Annotated in this window: 14 protein-coding genes; 5 read left to right on the plus strand and 9 right to left on the minus strand. The window is 60.0% G+C overall.

Annotated features, from left to right (window positions below):
• Positions 1-37: 37 nt before the first annotated feature.
• The 3 genes from ACK3EW_RS17580 to ACK3EW_RS17590 form a co-directional block, all read right to left on the minus strand.
• On the minus strand, positions 38-2,386 hold the full coding sequence (locus ACK3EW_RS17580) for an aldehyde dehydrogenase family protein (RefSeq protein ID WP_493807185.1): 2,349 nt from the start codon (positions 2,384-2,386) through the stop codon (positions 38-40).
• Between the two features lie 33 nt (positions 2,387-2,419).
• Entirely contained in the window at positions 2,420-3,406 is a 987-nt protein-coding gene (deoC, locus tag ACK3EW_RS17585) for a deoxyribose-phosphate aldolase (RefSeq protein WP_493807186.1), read from the minus strand.
• A gap of 75 nt (positions 3,407-3,481) precedes the next feature.
• Positions 3,482-4,165 carry a hypothetical protein gene (locus ACK3EW_RS17590; protein ID WP_493807187.1) on the minus strand — a complete coding sequence of 228 codons (684 nt, stop codon included), beginning with the start codon at positions 4,163-4,165 and terminating at the stop codon, positions 3,482-3,484.
• Positions 4,166-4,274: 109 nt separating this feature from the next.
• On the opposite strand from ACK3EW_RS17590, the gene ACK3EW_RS17595 reads away from it, so the two are divergent.
• Both ACK3EW_RS17595 and ACK3EW_RS17600 read left to right on the plus strand, forming a co-directional pair.
• Positions 4,275-5,006 carry a 4'-phosphopantetheinyl transferase family protein gene (locus ACK3EW_RS17595; protein ID WP_493807188.1) on the plus strand — a complete coding sequence of 244 codons (732 nt, stop codon included), beginning with the start codon at positions 4,275-4,277 and terminating at the stop codon, positions 5,004-5,006.
• A gap of 107 nt (positions 5,007-5,113) precedes the next feature.
• Positions 5,114-8,098 carry an error-prone DNA polymerase gene (locus ACK3EW_RS17600; RefSeq protein WP_493807189.1) on the plus strand — a complete coding sequence of 995 codons (2,985 nt, stop codon included), beginning with the start codon at positions 5,114-5,116 and terminating at the stop codon, positions 8,096-8,098.
• On the opposite strand, the gene ACK3EW_RS17605 is transcribed toward ACK3EW_RS17600, so the two are convergent.
• Positions 8,076-8,774, minus strand: coding sequence for an ArsR/SmtB family transcription factor (locus ACK3EW_RS17605; protein WP_493807190.1), 699 nt, complete (start codon positions 8,772-8,774; stop codon positions 8,076-8,078). The two genes, ACK3EW_RS17600 and ACK3EW_RS17605, sit on opposite strands and share 23 nt — an antisense overlap.
• Positions 8,775-8,879: 105 nt before the next feature.
• On the opposite strand from ACK3EW_RS17605, the gene ACK3EW_RS17610 reads away from it, so the two are divergent.
• Both ACK3EW_RS17610 and ACK3EW_RS17615 read left to right on the plus strand, forming a co-directional pair.
• Positions 8,880-9,203, plus strand: a complete 324-nt coding sequence (locus tag ACK3EW_RS17610) for an NIPSNAP family protein (RefSeq protein ID WP_493809756.1) — start codon at positions 8,880-8,882, stop codon at positions 9,201-9,203.
• A complete protein-coding gene (locus ACK3EW_RS17615) occupies positions 9,200-9,544 on the plus strand; it encodes an antibiotic biosynthesis monooxygenase family protein (RefSeq protein ID WP_439119114.1) in 345 nt (114 codons plus the stop codon). The genes ACK3EW_RS17610 and ACK3EW_RS17615 overlap by 4 nt, the downstream gene beginning before the upstream one ends.
• A 163-nt stretch (positions 9,545-9,707) precedes the next feature.
• On the opposite strand, the gene ACK3EW_RS17620 is transcribed toward ACK3EW_RS17615, so the two are convergent.
• The 5 genes from ACK3EW_RS17620 to ACK3EW_RS17640 all read right to left on the minus strand — a co-directional run bounded on the left by ACK3EW_RS17620 (position 9,708) and on the right by ACK3EW_RS17640 (position 14,469).
• Positions 9,708-10,892, minus strand: coding sequence for an amino acid aminotransferase (locus ACK3EW_RS17620; RefSeq protein ID WP_493807191.1), 1,185 nt, complete (start codon positions 10,890-10,892; stop codon positions 9,708-9,710).
• Positions 10,892-11,749 carry a 3-mercaptopyruvate sulfurtransferase gene (sseA, locus tag ACK3EW_RS17625; RefSeq protein WP_493807192.1) on the minus strand — a complete coding sequence of 286 codons (858 nt, stop codon included), beginning with the start codon at positions 11,747-11,749 and terminating at the stop codon, positions 10,892-10,894. The genes ACK3EW_RS17620 and sseA overlap by 1 nt, the downstream gene beginning before the upstream one ends.
• 112 nt (positions 11,750-11,861) lie before the next feature.
• Positions 11,862-12,335: an SsrA-binding protein SmpB gene (gene smpB, locus ACK3EW_RS17630; RefSeq protein WP_439119117.1), complete on the minus strand. Its 474-nt coding sequence runs from the start codon at positions 12,333-12,335 to the stop codon at positions 11,862-11,864.
• A 134-nt stretch (positions 12,336-12,469) separates the two neighbouring features.
• Positions 12,470-14,014: an alanine/glycine:cation symporter family protein gene (locus tag ACK3EW_RS17635; protein WP_493807193.1), complete on the minus strand. Its 1,545-nt coding sequence runs from the start codon at positions 14,012-14,014 to the stop codon at positions 12,470-12,472.
• A gap of 20 nt (positions 14,015-14,034) precedes the next feature.
• Positions 14,035-14,469, minus strand: coding sequence for a universal stress protein (locus ACK3EW_RS17640; RefSeq protein WP_493807194.1), 435 nt, complete (start codon positions 14,467-14,469; stop codon positions 14,035-14,037).
• A 310-nt stretch (positions 14,470-14,779) separates the two neighbouring features.
• On the opposite strand from ACK3EW_RS17640, the gene ACK3EW_RS17645 reads away from it, so the two are divergent.
• Positions 14,780-16,165 (plus strand): cytochrome ubiquinol oxidase subunit I, encoded by a 1,386-nt coding sequence (locus ACK3EW_RS17645; RefSeq protein WP_493807195.1) that lies wholly within the window; start codon positions 14,780-14,782, stop codon positions 16,163-16,165.

Consider the following 16,165-nt stretch of genomic DNA (forward strand, 5'->3'; position numbering starts at 1 on the left):
TTGCCGAATTCTCAATGACCTGCGCGAAAATTGGCGGTCATGCGCCATAAGGAACCCACACCGTCTTGGTTTCGGTCGCCGCATCAAGAAATGCGTGCCCCTCGCCCTCGGCCCCAAGCCAGTCGCGAGTACGCCCGTTATTGACCCATGTCCGCTTGAGGTTGAGCGCGGCCCCACGTTCAATCTCAGCCGAAAGATCCGTCGATGAGAACGACCAAACCGCCTCCACATCCATGTGCTGCGCCAATGTCGGTCCCAGTTCCGCGTGCCGCCCGGTGAGGATATTGACCACTCCGCCCGGCACATCGGATGTATCAAGCACCTGATAGAAATCCGTCGCCGCCAGCGGGAAAGGTTCCGACGCCACCAGCACCACACGGTTGCCCATGGCAATCGCCGGGGCCATCACCGACACGAGGCCCTGAAGCGGATGATCATCCGGGCAAAACGCCCCGATCACACCGCAGGGTTCGCGCATGGCAAGCGCAACGCCCCGCAACGGCACCTGCGCCACGCGCCCGTCGAATTTGTCTGCCCAGGCGGCATAGGTGAAAAGCCGGTTCACAGCGACATCCACCTCTTTCGCGCCGGTCTTAGCACCGGTCATCTGGTTCAGCCGCGCTGCGAACTCGTCTTTCCGCGCAGCGAGGTTTTCGGCGATGTAGTACAGGATCTGCGCCCGAAGATGCGCCGTTGTCCCAGCCCAGCCTGCCGCCCCGCGCGCTGCTTCAACAGCATTGCGCACATCCTTGCGGTTCGCCAGCGGCGCCTGCCCGATCAGCTTGCCCGCTTTTGTGTAGACCTCGTAGGCATAACCCCCATCGGGCCGCGTCTGCTTGCCCCCGACATAAAGCTTGGCCGTTCGGTCCACCGCCTGCGGCTCCGCATCCGGCCCGCTGCTGAACCCGGCGATCCTGCCCAGCGCCTTGCCGCCACCTGACGGCTTGGTATAGGCCATCATCCCCTCCGGTCCGCCTTCACGCCCGAACCCGCTTTCACGAATGCCACCGAACGGTGCCGCAGCGTCGAACATATTGGTCCCGTTGATCCAGACCACCCCCGCCGCCAGCTTGGGCGCGATGTCCAACGCGACATTGATGTTCTCGCTCCACAGCGTCGCCGCCAGCCCGTAGCGCGTGTTGTTCGCCAGATCGACCGCCTCGGACGGCGTGCGGAACGTCGTTCCCACCAACACCGGCCCAAAAATTTCTTCCTGCATCAGCGGGTCAGCCGTGCTAAGCCCGGTGATGAGCGTCGGCGGGTAGAAACACCCGCTCTCCGGCATCTCGCAAGTCGCGCGATAGGTCTCGCCCGCCGTGTTGCTGTCCACCAAACGTGTGATGGTCTCCAACTGCTTCGGATCGACAATCGCGCCCACGTCAATTGACTTGTCCAAAGGCGATCCGACACGCAGCTTGTCCATCCGCGCCTTCAGCTTGGCATAGAAGCGATCCGCGACACCTTCCTGCACCAGAAGCCGCGAACCCGCGCAACACACCTGCCCCTGATTGAACCAGATCGCATCGACAAGGCCCTCAACGGCAGAATCCAGATCCGCATCCTCGAACACGATGTAGGGCGACTTGCCGCCCAACTCCAAGGTCAGCGCCTTACCCGACCCAGCCGTTGCCTCGCGGATACGCCGCCCCACGGCGGTCGATCCGGTAAAGGCCACCTTGTCCACATCCGGGTGCGTGACGATCATTTCTCCCACCGCCCCGTCACCCGTGACGATGTTCACCACACCTTTTGGCAGCCCGGCCTGACGGCACACATCCGCGAACAAAAGCGCGGTCAGTGACGTGTATTCCGCAGGCTTGAGAACAACCGTGTTCCCAGCCGCCAAAGCAGGCGCAACCTTCCACGCCAGCATGAGCAGCGGGAAATTCCATGGGATCACCTGACCACAGACGCCATGCGCCTCGCGCCCGGCAAATTCGCTGTCGAACAGCTGCGCCTGACCCGCGTGATAATAGAAATGCCGCTGCGCCAAAGGCACGTCGATGTCCCGGCTTTCGCGGATCGGCTTGCCGTTGTCCAACGTCTCTAGCACCGCAAACAGGCGTGCATGTTTCTGCATCAGCCGCGCCAGCGCATAGATGTACCGCGCACGCCCCGCGCCACCCAGCTTGGCCCAGCCCTTCTGCGCTTTTCGCGCAGCCGTCACAGCCGCATCCACATCGGCCTGCGTGCCTTGCGTCAGATGTGCCAGCACCTCGCCATTCGCCGGATTGCGACTTTCGAACACCTGCCCGGGATCGGTCATCGCACCACCTATGAAGTGCCCGAACCGATCCCCCTGATCGACCAGCCATGCCAGCGCGTCGCCTGCCGATTCCGGTGCGGTTCCGTAATCCATATTCTCGAATATCTCTTGGACGGTCATGGCTTCTTCTTTTCAAAAATATGCAAATACGGCCTATCCAATGGCATGCCGCCAAGAGGCCGAGTACACCCCGGTGACATGATGTTCCAACTGCCGTTCGATATCACCCAGAAGAGACGAGGCGCCAAAGCGGAACAGATCGTTCTGCACCCAGCGATCGCCCAGCTCTTCCTTCATCAGCGCAAGATACACCAGCGCATCCTTGGCCTTGGAAATCCCGCCCGCAGGCTTGTAGCCCACGCGGTAGCCGGTTTCCTCAAAGTAGTCGCGGATCGCCCGGATCATCACAAGCGACACTGGCAACGTGGCGTTCACGCTTTCCTTGCCGGTCGAGGTCTTGATGAAATCCGCCCCCGCCATCATGCAAACCAACGACGCCCTTGCGACGTTCTGCAACGTGCCCAATTCACCCGTCGCCAGAATGGCCTTCACATGCGCCTCACCGCAGGCCGAGCGAAACGCGCGCATCTCGTCATAAAGCGCTTGCCAATTGCCCGTCAGCACATGTCGACGCGAGATCACGATGTCGATCTCGGCAGCACCCGCTTTCACGCTCTCTTCAATCTCGGCCACGCGCAAGTGGAACGGCGACAGGCCCGCAGGGAACCCCGTGCTCACAGCGGCCACCGGGATCCCCGTACCCGCCAGCGCGTCCACGGCCGCTTCGACCATGTCGTGATAGACACAGACCGCACCGACCTTGAGCCCGTCCATGCCCAGCGCCGCCAGCAGATCCGCCCGCACCGGCTGCCGCGCCTTGGCACAAAGCCGCGCCACGCGCCCAACGGTATCGTCCCCGGCCAGTGTCGTGAGGTCGATGCAAGTCACTGCCCGGCACAGCCACGCCGCCTGATAGTCCTTCTTCACCGACCGGCGCCCCGGCAACGTCGCCGCCCGCCGCTCGATCGCCGAACGGTTCGCCGTGGCCCGCATCACCCAGTCCAGATCCAGCGCCATCCCCGGATTGCGCGGCTCAAGCGTTTGCGGCAAATGCACTGCTTCACGTGTCGTCGTCTGCATGGATCACTCACTCCTTGAATGCCGATGCTGGCACGGGCACACCGTGCGCACAAGACGCGACGCCGCGTAGTGCGCCTATCGGATCAGGTTCGAAAACCAGCGCTTGAACGCGTTCTTCTGCGGCCGCAGGATCGGCAAGTGCAGGATACGAGGCTTCGGCTGATCCGAATAAACCAACTCCGATGCCTCGAAAATCCGCTTGTTGAATTGCGGCGGAAACACGTAAAACCGCAGGTCCGAGTTCCACAGCGTCTCGCGGAAAGTCGGTTGATCAATCTTGAACCCCGCCGCATCATAGGCCGCCTGCCAGTCGTCAAAAAACTGCTCCGTCGCCGCGTTCTTGCGATAAAGCAAAACGCCGCAATTGATCTCGGGAAAGGTCTCGGGCACCTCGGTCTGCCATGTCCGTTTGTGCCGGGGCCGGTGCCAAAGCATCACATGCGCGCCACACAAATCGAACTTCTGCAACAGATCAAAAAGCGACGACAGATCCGCACGGATCATCGTGTCATTGTCGAGGTACAGCGTCTCGTCAAACGGGCTAAACTTCAGCGCCCCCACCTTGGGCCGGGTCATCTCGGCCGGAATGACAAAGCTCTGATCGAACCCGCTGGTGTCATCATCCGCCTCACACCAGATCGCCGCCTGCAAACCCGGGTTGTGCTGTTTCACCGACGCCGCAGACCGCCGCGCGACATCCACATGCGCCTTGCCCCAGGCCACGTACATCACGCCGCGTGTCCGGCTCTGCTCCGACATCCAACCACTCCTTCAGACATCCGTTGCCTAGCGCCCAGCCTGCCCCAAGTAAATCCGCCACGCGCTTTCCCCTTGACCACCCGCACCAGAGCGGGAATGCACAAAGGCGATGACGACACCGTTCTTCTCTGATCTGCACGCCGATGCACACGGGTTCCTGTCTGACATCGCACAGGAGGACAGCCTGATCCCTGCCGCGGTTCTGGTCACGGCCAGCTATGACGAGACCGTCTTTTCCGACGATCTCTTCGCACAGCTGGATATTCTTCAACCACCCGCTCTCAGCCGCGCCGTCCCCCGCCGCAGGGCCGAATTTCTTGCAGGCCGCGCCGTGGCAAAAGCTGCAATGGCTTGCCTCGGCCTACCACCCCGCCCGGTCGACACCACCCCCAGCCGCGCACCGCTCTGGCCCAAAGGCCTCTCCGGCTCGATCAGCCACGCACGCGGCCGCTGCGCCTGCCTGCTGTCACAAGACACCGGGCGCAGCTTCGGCATCGACACCGAGGCCATCGCCGAGGGCCGACCCCTCAACGCGATCCTGACACAGACCCTGTCCCAGACCGAACGCGCGCTGCTCACGCAGGGGCCCTATCCGGCCAGCATCAACGCGACACTGGCCTTCTCGGCCAAAGAAGCGCTCTTCAAGGCGCTCTACCCGCAGGTCGGCCACCATTTCGGCTTCGACGCCGCCAATCTGACCGAAGCGCCCCACCAGAACAGCTTGACCCTGTCCCTGACCACCAATCTCACGGACAATTTGCCGACAGGCCGCCGCTTCGACATCCACCTGTCGCTCACACCGACCCATGTGTCGACATGGCTTTCCGTGCCAAATCTCTGATCTTCTTCTTTTTCCAAATATGCAAAAGCGCCTTCTGCCACAGCGCGGACCGCCTTCCTGACTCGAATCACTGGAAAAAGAACAAAATAAGAACATAAAAGAGGAGTATGTTCGCAGAGCTGTCGATCACCTCCAACTTCACCTTCCTCACCGGGGCCTCCCATCCCGAGGAGTACATGGAGCGTGCCGCCACTCTGGGCCTCTCGGCCATCGCCATCACCGACACCAATTCCGTAGCAGGCATTGTCCGCGCTTGGTCCGAGGCCAAAACCCTCACCCGCCTCCTCCGTGAACGCACTGAACTCGAGGCCAAGAACGGCCCCATTGCCCCCCCCGTGCCGGATCACATCAACCACCAGCGCAGCCATATCCTCACCCATGTCCCCCGGCTGATCCCCGGCGCAACGATCGTCACCGACACCGGCTTCACTGCCACGGCGCTGGCCAGCACACGGCAAGGCTGGGCACAGCTCTGCCGCCTGATCACCACCGGACGCCGCCGCGCCCCCAAGGGCGACTGCCACCTGACCCTCAACGATCTGCTGCAATGCACGGACGGTCTCATCTGGCTCTTGCACCCGCCAACACAAGCGAACACGGCGCAGCGCGGCGCGGGCGACTGGCAGCCACAGGCAGAACGGCTGTCGCGCCGCTTCCCCGAACAGACCCATCTCCTGCTCAGCCCGCTTTATGACGGTCAGGACGGACCTCGCTTTGACCGGATCGCAAAACTGGCCAAAGATCTGAACCTGCCCACCATCGCCTCCGCCATGCCGATCATGCACCATGGCCGCCGCCGCAAACTGGCCGATGTTGTCACCGCCATCCGCCAAGGCTGCCGCGTCGACGAGTTGGGCACCAAGGCGCTCGCCAATGGCGAACAACGCCTGCGTTCCGAAACTGAGATGCGCCGCCTGCTCGGCCCCCATGCCAACGCCGTGACCCGCGCCGCGCAACTCGCCGAGGCGTGCCAATTCGATCTTGGCGAACTCCGCTACGAATACCCAAGCGAAATCACCGGGTCCGAAACTGCCCCCCAACGTCTGTCCCGGCTTGCCCACGAAGGGCTGAAATGGCGCTATCCGCACGGCGCGTCCGACAAGGTGAAAAAGCTGCTGGCGCATGAACTCACCCTGATCGGCAAGCTGAAATACGAGCCCTATTTCCTCACCGTGCGTGACATTGTGGCCTTCGCCCGCGACCGGGGCATCCTATGCCAAGGCCGTGGCTCTGCCGCCAATTCGGTCGTCTGCTACTGCCTCGGCGTGACTTCGGTCTCCCCCGAAATCGGCACCATGGTTTTTGAGAGGTTCGTCTCCGAGGCCCGCGACGAGCCCCCCGACATCGACGTGGATTTCGAACATGAACGCCGCGAAGAGGTGATCCAACACATCTACGAACGATACGGCCGCCACCGCGCCGGGCTTTGCGCCACGGTCATCCACTATCGCGGCAAACGCGCCATCCGCGAGGTCGGTGCTGCCATGGGTCTGTCCCAAGACACCATCGGCGCGCTCTCCTCCCAGCTCTGGGGTTTCTTCTCGAGCAACGGTCTGGAAGAACACCGCATGCGTGAAATCGGCCTCGACCCGAACGATCACCGCCTCAAACTCACGATGGAGCTGATTTTTGAGATCATCGGCTTTCCCCGTCACCTCAGCCAGCATGTGGGCGGCTTCATCATCACCGAAGGGCGGCTTGATGAACTGGTCCCCATCGAAAACGCCACGATGGAGGACCGCACTGTCATCTGCTGGGACAAAGACGATATCGACGCTCTGGGCATCCTCAAGGTCGATGTGCTGGCCCTCGGCATGCTGTCCTGTATCCGCAAGGCGTTCGACCTGATGACCTTGCATCACGGCCAAAGCTACAGCCTCGCCACCCTGCCCCCCGAAGATCCGGCAGTCTACGACATGCTCTGCAAGGCCGACAGTGTTGGTGTCTTTCAGGTCGAATCCCGCGCGCAGATGAACTTCCTGCCGCGCATGAAACCCCGCACCTTCTACGATCTGGTGATCGAGGTCGCCATTATCCGCCCCGGCCCCATTCAGGGTGACATGGTCCACCCTTACATTCGCCGCCGCAACGGCGAAGAAGAGGTGAGCTTTCCCTCCGACGAACTCGGCGCAGTGCTGGGCAAGACCCTTGGCGTGCCGCTCTTTCAGGAACAGGCGATGCAGATTGCCATCGTCGGCGCGGGCTTCACCCCCGAACAGGCCGACCGCCTGCGCCGCTCTCTGGCCACCTTCAAGAAACACGGCAACGTGTCGGAATTCCGCACCCTCTTCATGCGTGGCATGCGCAACAAAGGCTATGACGAAGATTTTGCAGAACGCTGCTTTTCCCAGATCGAAGGCTTCGGCTCCTACGGCTTTCCCGAAAGCCACGCGGCAAGCTTTGCGCTGCTGGTCTATGCCAGTGCATGGATCAAACACCATCACCCCGGCATCTTCGCCTGCGCGCTCCTGAACTCCCAGCCGATGGGCTTCTACGCCCCCGCCCAGATCGTCCGCGACGCCCGCGAACATGGCGTGACCGTCCTGCCCGTCTGCATCAATGCCAGCTTCTGGGACAACGTGATGGAACCCGACGCCAAGGGTGGCCTCGCCCTGCGGCTGGGGTTCCGACAGATCAAGGGCCTGAACGAGGAAGACGCGTCATGGATCGCCGCCGGACGCGGCAATGGCTACCAGAGCGTCGGCGACCTCTGGCGCCGCGCCGGGCTTGATCCAGCCACCATCGCCCGCCTGGCCGAGGCGGACACCTTCCGCGACTTGCAGTTAAGCCGCCGTCAGGCGCTGTGGGAGGCCAAGGCGCTCACCACCCGCAAGACCCTGCCACTGTTTGACGGAGATATCGACGGCGAAGCGATCCATGAACCCGCCGCTTTGCTGCCGCAGATGACCGAGGGCGAACAGGTGGTCGAAGATTACGTCTCCATGCGCCTTACCCTGCGCCGCCATCCGCTGGCGCTCCTGCGGCACATTTTGACACCAGACGCCGACCGTACGGCGCAACCGTACGTTTCAGGAACCAAACCGTACAAGCCGCCCATGCCCCTGCCCTTCACCCGCGCGAACCCGGATTGACCGGAAACGCCATGTTGAACTGCCGCAACCCATCACTTGTAAAGGAAATGATCCGAGTGTCCCGCACCCGATAGGCCCAGCCCATCATCTCGAACCGCTTGAAAAGCGCCCGCCCCAAAGACCCCGCCAAATGAGGCCGCCGGGCGCTCCAGTCCAGACAGGTCCGACACACCGGCGCACGGGATTTTACCAACTGGTCAAAATCTACACCAAGTGTTCGAACAAACCCTTGCCCAGCCTCCGTCAGAAACAGATCATCTCCGCGCAACTCCATGAAATCCTGTGCAAAAAGACTATCGTAAAGCTGTATCCCACGGGCACCAGCCAAATGGTTGTAACACACCCGCGCCTCGCGCAATTGCGCATCTTTTGGCCCAGTCCGCGTCCTCAGATGCCCCTGACCAGCGGCAAATCCCATAAGCACCTCAAGAACCTGCGCCACATCTTCACCAGCCAGCGCAAAATACTTGTGTCGCCCCTGACGCGCTTCCTTGACCAGCCCACCCTCCAGCAACCGCCCCATATGCGACGACGCAGTCGAGGCAGAAACCCCAGCCTCTCCCGCCAACTCACTGGCCGTCAACGCTTTTCCACTCATCAGCGCCGTCAGAATATTCGCCCGTGCCGGATCACCAATCAGCGCCGCAATCTGCGCAATGTCAGGTCCATGTTTCATGACAATCACCTTACACGCATGATCAACACGCACAATTCGATCCAGATCGAAATATCAGCGTCGCAATCCATGCCACAAACAGGTCAGCAACCGGAAAGGACACCCATGCTCACCTGCATCATCCGCTACGAAATCGACCCGACCAAGAAAGCCCAGTTCGAAACATATGCACGCAACTGGGGTCAGGCGATCCCCCGCTGCGGCGCTGATCTGATCGGATACTTTGCCCCACACGAAGGCTCCAGCACTCTGGCCTATGGCATCTACAATATTGAAAACCTTGCAAAATACGAAGCGTACCGCGCCCGCCTTGCCGCTGATCCTCTGGGTCAGGAAAACTACGCCTTTGCCCAATCCGAAAGGTTCCTCTTGCGCGAAGATCGCACCTTCCTAAAACTCTGCTCGACGCCATATGGGAACCAGACATGATCGCCATCATCTTCGAAGTCATGCCGGCAGACGGCCAAAAAGACGCCTATCTCGACATCGCCGCCACCATGCGCCCAATGGTCGAACAGGTCGAAGGCTTCATCTCGGTCGAACGTTTTCAAAGCCTCACCAACCCCGACAAGCTACTCTCCATCAGCTTTTTCGAAGACGAAGACGCCGTCCACCGTTGGCGCAAACTGGCCGCACACCGGAATGCGCAATCCAAAGGTCGCACCGGCGTCTTTTCGGATTACCGCCTACGCGTCTGTCACGTCATGCGCGACTACGGCATGTTTGACCGCGATCAGGCTCCCGAAGACAGCGTCAAGGCGCATGGCTAGCGGCTTCTTCTTTTTGCAAATATGCAAACGCAACTTTGCAAATCACACAGCGCCCGATACCGCATCACATCACCACTGGCCCGAGGACAAAGCCGAAGGCGGAGGACGAGACAAAAAGAATGAGCGCCCAAAGGCGCCCATGCTGTTCAAAACAAGATTCAGGTCAGATCCCGACGTCGATCATCGCCTTGGCAAGGATCGGTATCGACTCCTTGTTCAGACCCGCGATATTCAACCGCGAGTCCCCAACCAGGTAAATCGCGTGCTCTTCGCGCAGACGCTCCACCTGTTCGGGTGTCGCTCCAAGCCGCGAGAACATACCCCGGTGCTGTGCGATAAAGCCAAACCGGTCCGAGCCTGACAGACGCTGCAATTCGGCCGCCAACTGTTCGCGCAGACCCAGCATGCCATTCCGCATCTCTTCCAGTTCCGCAGCCCACTCGGTGCGCAGCGCATCGTCGGTCAGAACCATGGTCACCAACCGCGCGCCGTGATCCGGCGGGAAGGAATAGTTCTGACGGTTGAGATACGCCAGAGTCCCTTGGTTCAACTTGTGTGCCGATGGATCGGCAGCGACCGCCATCAGCAACCCAGTTCGTTCGCGGTAGATGCCAAAGTTCTTGGAACAGCTGGCCGCAATGATGGTCTCCGGCACCGACGACGCGATCAAGCGGGTCGCGGCCGCATCTTCCTCGAGACCGTCGCCAAAGCCCTGATAGGCGATATCGACCATCGGGGTAGCACCCGTCTTGATCAGCAGATCGACCAGCGCCTTCCATTCTGTGATATTCAGGTTGGCCCCAGTCGGGTTGTGACAGCAGCCATGCACCAGAACGATGTCTCCCGGACCCGCCTTGGCGAGATCTTCCATCATGCCGTTGAAATCCACACCGCGCGACTCGTCGTCGAAGTAACGATAGGGCACCATGTTCATGCCCATGTGCTTGAGGATCGACAGGTGGTTCGGCCATGTCGGATCGCTGACGAATACCTTGGCGTCAGGATTGGCCATCTTCACCATGTCAAAGCCCTGACGTACGGCACCCGTACCACCCGGAGTGGCAACTGCGGCCACGTTCGCACGTGGCACCGCATCGCCCAGAACCATCGCGATCATGGCATCGGCAAAAGCCGGATCACCCGCAAGTCCGGTATAGGCCTTGGTGGTCTCGGCCTCCCACAACTGCTGCTCGGCGTTCTTGATCGCGCGCATGATCGGCGTGTTGCCCGACGCGTCCTTATAGACACCGACGCCAAGGTCGATCTTCACCTCACGCGGGTCGTCGCGATAGGTCTGCATCAGAGCAAGGATCTTGTCTGCGGGTTGTTCCTTGAGGGACTCGAACATCAATTGTCTCCAGTGGCTACGGGAACCGTGGGGAACATCCCCCATTCGGACCACGAGCCGTCGTAAAGGGAATGGTCGTCTTTGCCCATACGTGCCATCGCGAGCGACAGGATCGCCGCGGTCACGCCAGAGCCACATGTGGTGATTGCCGGTTTCGACAGGTCGACACCGGCTGCTTCAAAGATCGCACGCGTCTCATCGGGCGACTTCATCGTCTGGTCTGCATTCAGCAGGCTGGAATAATGCACGTTCTTTGAACCGGGAATATGTCCGCCGCGCATGCCCGGACGAGGTTCCGGTTCTTCTCCACGGAACCGCCCAGGGGATCGCGCGTCGATGATTTCCTGATCGCGCAGCTTGGAGGCGGCAGAGACCTGCGTCACATCCTTGACCAGATGCGCCTGACGCCGCACCGTCATGTGCCGGTCGCGGATGATTGGCGGCATGTCCTCAAGCTCGCGGCCTTCTGCGACCCATTTTGGCAAACCGCCATCCAGAACAGCCACGTCGTTCTGGCCCATCAGCTTGAACAGCCACCAGACACGGGCGGCGGAAAAAAGACCGGCACCGTCATAAACAACAACCTGATGGCCGTCGCCCACGCCCATGGCCCGCAAACGCGACATGAACTTTTCAATGGGTGGCGCCATATGCGGCAGGTCGGACCTGCTGTCGGAAATATCGTCGATATCAAAGAAGCGCGCACCGGGGATATGACCCTCGGCATATTCTGCTTTGGCATCCCGGTCGCTGCCCGGCATATACATCGACGCATCCAGAATGCGCAGATCGGGATCGCGCATGTGAGACGCCAGCCAGTCTGTCGAAACCAGAGTTTTCGGGTCGTCCTGTGCCATATCATTCGCCACATCTGATTAGGATCAGTTCTGCATAGAACCGACAGGTCCGACTCGCAAGCGATTGACCTCAGCGCGACGGATGATGCGACAAGGGAAAGCCGCCTCGGCGCTAGCCTGCGTTCTTCAGGAGACGCTGCTTCTGACGGCCCCAATCCCGTTTGGCTTCGGTCTCGCGCTTGTCATGGTTTTTCTTACCCTTCGCGATGCCCAGCTTCATCTTCACCATGCCTTTGTGATTGAAGTAGAGCACCATAGGCACAAGCGTCATGCCTTTGCGCTGGGTCTCGTTCCACAGCCGCGACAATTCCTTGCGCGACACCAAAAGCTTGCGGCGGCGGCGTTCTTCGTGCGGGAACATCGCGCGATTGTAGGGCGCGATATAAGAATTCACGAGCCACAACTCTCCGTCTTCGACGGCCGCATAACATTCGGTGATATTGGCACTATTCTCGCGCAGCGATTTCACCTCTGAGCCTTGGAGCATAATGCCCACCTCGAGATCGTCCTCGATGGCATAGTCGAACCGCGCCCGACGGTTGTCGGCGATCACCTTGTAGTTAGGGTTGTCCTTCGGCTTGGCCATCGCTGCGGTCTCCTTTGCCCGCGAGAGCGCTAGATATAAGATGTCGCGCAGTTTTTGAAACCGCTTTTGCACAGATCACAGAAAAGGGCGGACCTTGCAGCCCGCCCTTTCGCATTTTGGTTTCGTCACGCGGATCAGCTAAACTTCTTGATCTCACCTGACTTGAGACGCGACCAATAGCTGTTCAGTTCGCGCTTCACGATGGGCATCAGAACGTAAAGGCCGATGATATTGACCACCGCCATCGCAAAGATCGCCGCATCCGAAAAGTCGATCACCGGGCCAAGGCTGGCCGATGCGCCGATCACGACGAAGAGGCAGAAGATCGACTTGAAGGTCAGCTCCTGCGCCTTGCCTTCGCCAAAGAGATAGGTCCACGCCTTCAGCCCGTAATAGGACCACGAGATCATGGTGGAGAAGGCAAACAGGATAACCGCCAGGGCAAGGATGTATTTGAAGCCCCCGATGGACGACGAGAACGCCGCCGAGGTCAGTGCCACACCGGAATTGTCCCCCACGGTCTGGATCGCGGTACCGGCTTCGTTCAGCACATAAAGCCCGGTGTTCGGATCCGAGATCAACTGACCGGTGATGATGATCACCAGCGCCGTCATGGTACAGACGATCACAGTGTCGATCAGCGGCTCCAGCAGGGACACGAAGCCTTCTGTGATCGGCTCTTTCGTGCGGACCGCCGAGTGGGCAATTGCCGCAGACCCCACACCCGCCTCATTCGAGAAAGCGGCACGCCGGAAGCCCTGGATCAGCGCGCCAACAAGCCCGCCAGCCACGCCAAGCCCGGTAAAGGCCCCGGCGAAGATCTGACCGATGGCCCAACCGATCTTGTCATAGTTCATCAGGATGATGATCAGCGCTGTGCCGACATAGATGATCCCCATGATCGGCACGACTTTTTCTGTGACGCGGGCGATAGACTTGAGGCCACCGACGATCACAGCAAACACGATACCCGCAAAAACGATACCCGTGATCCAGCCGGGGTATTCGCCGAACACGTTGGTCAACTGCGCATGAGCCTGATTGGCCTGGAACATGTTACCGCCGCCCAGCGCGCCTAGGATACAGAAGATCGAGAACATGATCGCAAGGAATTTGCCCCCCGGCATGCCACGCTCTGCAAAGCCCTTGGTCAGGTAATACATAGGACCACCGGACACGGTGCCGTTGGGGTATTCATTGCGGTATTTCACGCCCAACGTACATTCCGTGAACTTGGACGCCATGCCCAGCAAGCCGGCAAGGATCATCCAGAACGTTGCCCCCGGCCCGCCAATGCCGATGGCAACGGCCACACCGGCGATATTGCCCAGACCCACGGTGCCAGACAACGCGGTTGCCAGCGCCTGAAAGTGGCTGACCTCACCCGCGTCGTTCGGATCAGAGTAGTCCCCTTTGACCAGCGCGATGGCATGACCGAAGGCCCGGAACTGAATTACACCGAAATAGACAGTGAAGACTGTTGCGGCGACCACCAGCCAGCCGACGATCCACGGAAAACTGGTACCGGGAAAGTTGCTGAAGATCAGGTTTACGAACCAGCCGGTCGAACTGGCGAAGATGCTGTTGATCGTTTCGTCGATGGATTGGGCCGAGGCCGATAGCGCCGCGAAGAGACTGAAAAAGACGGCCAGAACCGCCGTCGGAAAAAGACGTGTCATCTGTTAAATTCCCTATGCGGTTATGGAACGATTGTGCAGGGCACTGGGGCGACCTGAACTAGTGACCCGGCGACCGAGCCAAACACGCGGCTCGACAGACCGCCATCGCCATCGCGGCCGATGACCATCTGCGTTGCGCCCTCTTTCTTGGCGACTTCGCACAGCGTCTTGGCAACGTGACCATATTTGATTTGGGTTTCCACGGGAACGCCAGCTGCGGCGATCGTGGACTTAAGCGGTGCCATCAGCGCCTTTTCCGCGCGATCTAATTCTTCTGTGCGGCGGGCATGGCGTTCTTCGATCTCTTCGGGTGTCAGAAAGGAATACGGCGACCATTCCAGCACGTGAACAATAAGGATACTTCCACCTTGGGCAGTGGCCCGCGACACGGCGAAATCAAGCGCACGTTTCGCAACATCGCTGCCGTCGTATCCAACGACGAATTTCTCAGACATAGTGTCCCCCTTTGGAGCGTTCCCGGTCTCAACGCCGGTGCCGACAATCTACCACCTACAGCAAAGGCCATTTGCCTCAATTCATTGTTCAAGGGCGGTAAACGCTGCAAAGATCTGCCCCAAATCAGCTTATTTGCGCAAAATTGTCCCGAATCGCAGGAATTATCCGCACTTTACAACCCTTGGGAGAGAGGCCTGTGAACGCTGTTGTCACTTCCGGTGCGCAATGCTGTCGCAGGCGAGGGGAAACCTGCATCTGCGACCTATCTTACCAACTAACAGAAAAACGTGTTTCAAAGGATGGTCAATCATGGACACTCTCATCCTCTCTCGCATCCAGTTTGGTGCCAATATTTCGTTCCACATCCTGTTCCCAACGATCACGATCGCACTGGGTTGGGTTCTGCTTTTCTTCAAGCTGCGCTTTGCGCGAACCGGTGACCAGAAATGGGTCGAAGCCTATCGCTTCTGGGTCAAGGTCTTTGCGCTCAGCTTTGCGATGGGCGTGGTGTCTGGCATCACCATGTCGTTCCAATTCGGCACCAACTGGCCGGGCTTTATGGAAAGCGTCGGCAACATCGCCGGGCCTCTCTTGGCTTACGAGGTGATGACCGCCTTCTTTCTCGAAGCGGTGTTCTTGGGGATCATGCTTTTCGGCATGTCCAAGGTGCCAAGCTGGTTGCACACCCTATCCACCTTCCTTGTGGCATTCGGCACCACCATGTCGGCGTTCTGGATTCTTGTCCTGAACAGCTGGATGCACACCCCAGCCGGGTTCGAGATGCGCGATGGCGTGGCCTTTGCGACCGATTGGTGGGCGATCATCTTCAATCCGTCCATGCCGTATCGCCTCGTGCACATGCTGCTCGCCTCTGGCCTGACCGTGGCCTTCCTACTGGCCGGTCTGAGCGCGTTCCGCTGGCTGATCGGCGACCGGTCGAAAGGTGTCCGCGCGACACTCAAAACGGGTATGACCATAGGTGCCGTTCTGATCCCGCTGCAAATTCTCGCAGGCGATTTCCACGGATTGAACACGCTGGAGCATCAGCCGCAGAAAGTGGCTGCGATGGAAGGCAACTGGGAAACCGGGCCGAATGTGCCGCTGGTTCTGTTCGGCATTCCAAATGAGGAAACCCGCTCGACCGATTTTGAAATCGCGATTCCGAACGGGGCGTCGCTCATTCTCAAGCATTCGCCAGATGGCGTTGTGCCGGGTCTCAACGATTTTGTTCTGGAAGACGGCACCATACAGCATCCACCGGTAGCACCCGTGTTCTTTAGCTTCCGCATCATGGTGGCAACCGGCATGGCAATGCTTCTGCTCAGTTGGGCGAGCGTGTTCTTCATGGCCCGCAAGAAGCGCGGTGTCGAAGGCCTGCCAAAGCCGCTGCTCTTGGCGATGGTTCCAATGGCGTTCTCGGGCTGGGTTGCTACTTTGGCCGGTTGGTACACAACCGAGATCGGCCGCCAGCCTTGGCTTGTTCAAGGCGTTCTGACCACTGAGGCCGCCGTGGCCGATGTACCTGCTCCCATGGTCGCATCTACGCTGATCGTCTATCTCGCGATCTATGCGGCATTGCTTGCAGCCTATATCGGCGTGCTTTTCTACCTTGCGCGCAAGGCCGCCAATGGCGAACCGCTTGGGTCGCGCGTTCCAAGCGCGTCCGAAGCTCAAGTCACTGTTGCGGCGGAGTAA

The organism is Marivita sp. NO-S04 (assembly GCF_059070475.1).

What these genes read in the sequence shown, in the direction of transcription:
- ACK3EW_RS17580 (WP_493807185.1), bottom strand. Translation starts at nt 2,386, where the DNA reads ATGACCGTCCAAGAGATATTCGAGAATATGGATTACGGAACCGCACCG.
- ACK3EW_RS17640 (WP_493807194.1), bottom strand. Translation starts at nt 14,469, where the DNA reads ATGTCTGAGAAATTCGTCGTTGGATACGACGGCAGCGATGTTGCGAAA.
- deoC (WP_493807186.1), bottom strand. Translation starts at nt 3,406, where the DNA reads ATGCAGACGACGACACGTGAAGCAGTGCATTTGCCGCAAACGCTTGAG.
- ACK3EW_RS17590 (WP_493807187.1), bottom strand. Translation starts at nt 4,165, where the DNA reads ATGTCGGAGCAGAGCCGGACACGCGGCGTGATGTACGTGGCCTGGGGC.
- ACK3EW_RS17635 (WP_493807193.1), bottom strand. Translation starts at nt 14,014, where the DNA reads ATGACACGTCTTTTTCCGACGGCGGTTCTGGCCGTCTTTTTCAGTCTC.
- smpB (WP_439119117.1), bottom strand. Translation starts at nt 12,335, where the DNA reads ATGGCCAAGCCGAAGGACAACCCTAACTACAAGGTGATCGCCGACAAC.
- ACK3EW_RS17610 (WP_493809756.1), top strand. Translation starts at nt 8,880, where the DNA reads ATGCTCACCTGCATCATCCGCTACGAAATCGACCCGACCAAGAAAGCC.
- sseA (WP_493807192.1), bottom strand. Translation starts at nt 11,749, where the DNA reads ATGGCACAGGACGACCCGAAAACTCTGGTTTCGACAGACTGGCTGGCG.
- ACK3EW_RS17645 (WP_493807195.1), top strand. Translation starts at nt 14,780, where the DNA reads ATGGACACTCTCATCCTCTCTCGCATCCAGTTTGGTGCCAATATTTCG.
- ACK3EW_RS17595 (WP_493807188.1), top strand. Translation starts at nt 4,275, where the DNA reads ATGACGACACCGTTCTTCTCTGATCTGCACGCCGATGCACACGGGTTC.
- ACK3EW_RS17600 (WP_493807189.1), top strand. Translation starts at nt 5,114, where the DNA reads ATGTTCGCAGAGCTGTCGATCACCTCCAACTTCACCTTCCTCACCGGG.
- ACK3EW_RS17615 (WP_439119114.1), top strand. Translation starts at nt 9,200, where the DNA reads ATGATCGCCATCATCTTCGAAGTCATGCCGGCAGACGGCCAAAAAGAC.
- ACK3EW_RS17620 (WP_493807191.1), bottom strand. Translation starts at nt 10,892, where the DNA reads ATGTTCGAGTCCCTCAAGGAACAACCCGCAGACAAGATCCTTGCTCTG.
- ACK3EW_RS17605 (WP_493807190.1), bottom strand. Translation starts at nt 8,774, where the DNA reads ATGAAACATGGACCTGACATTGCGCAGATTGCGGCGCTGATTGGTGAT.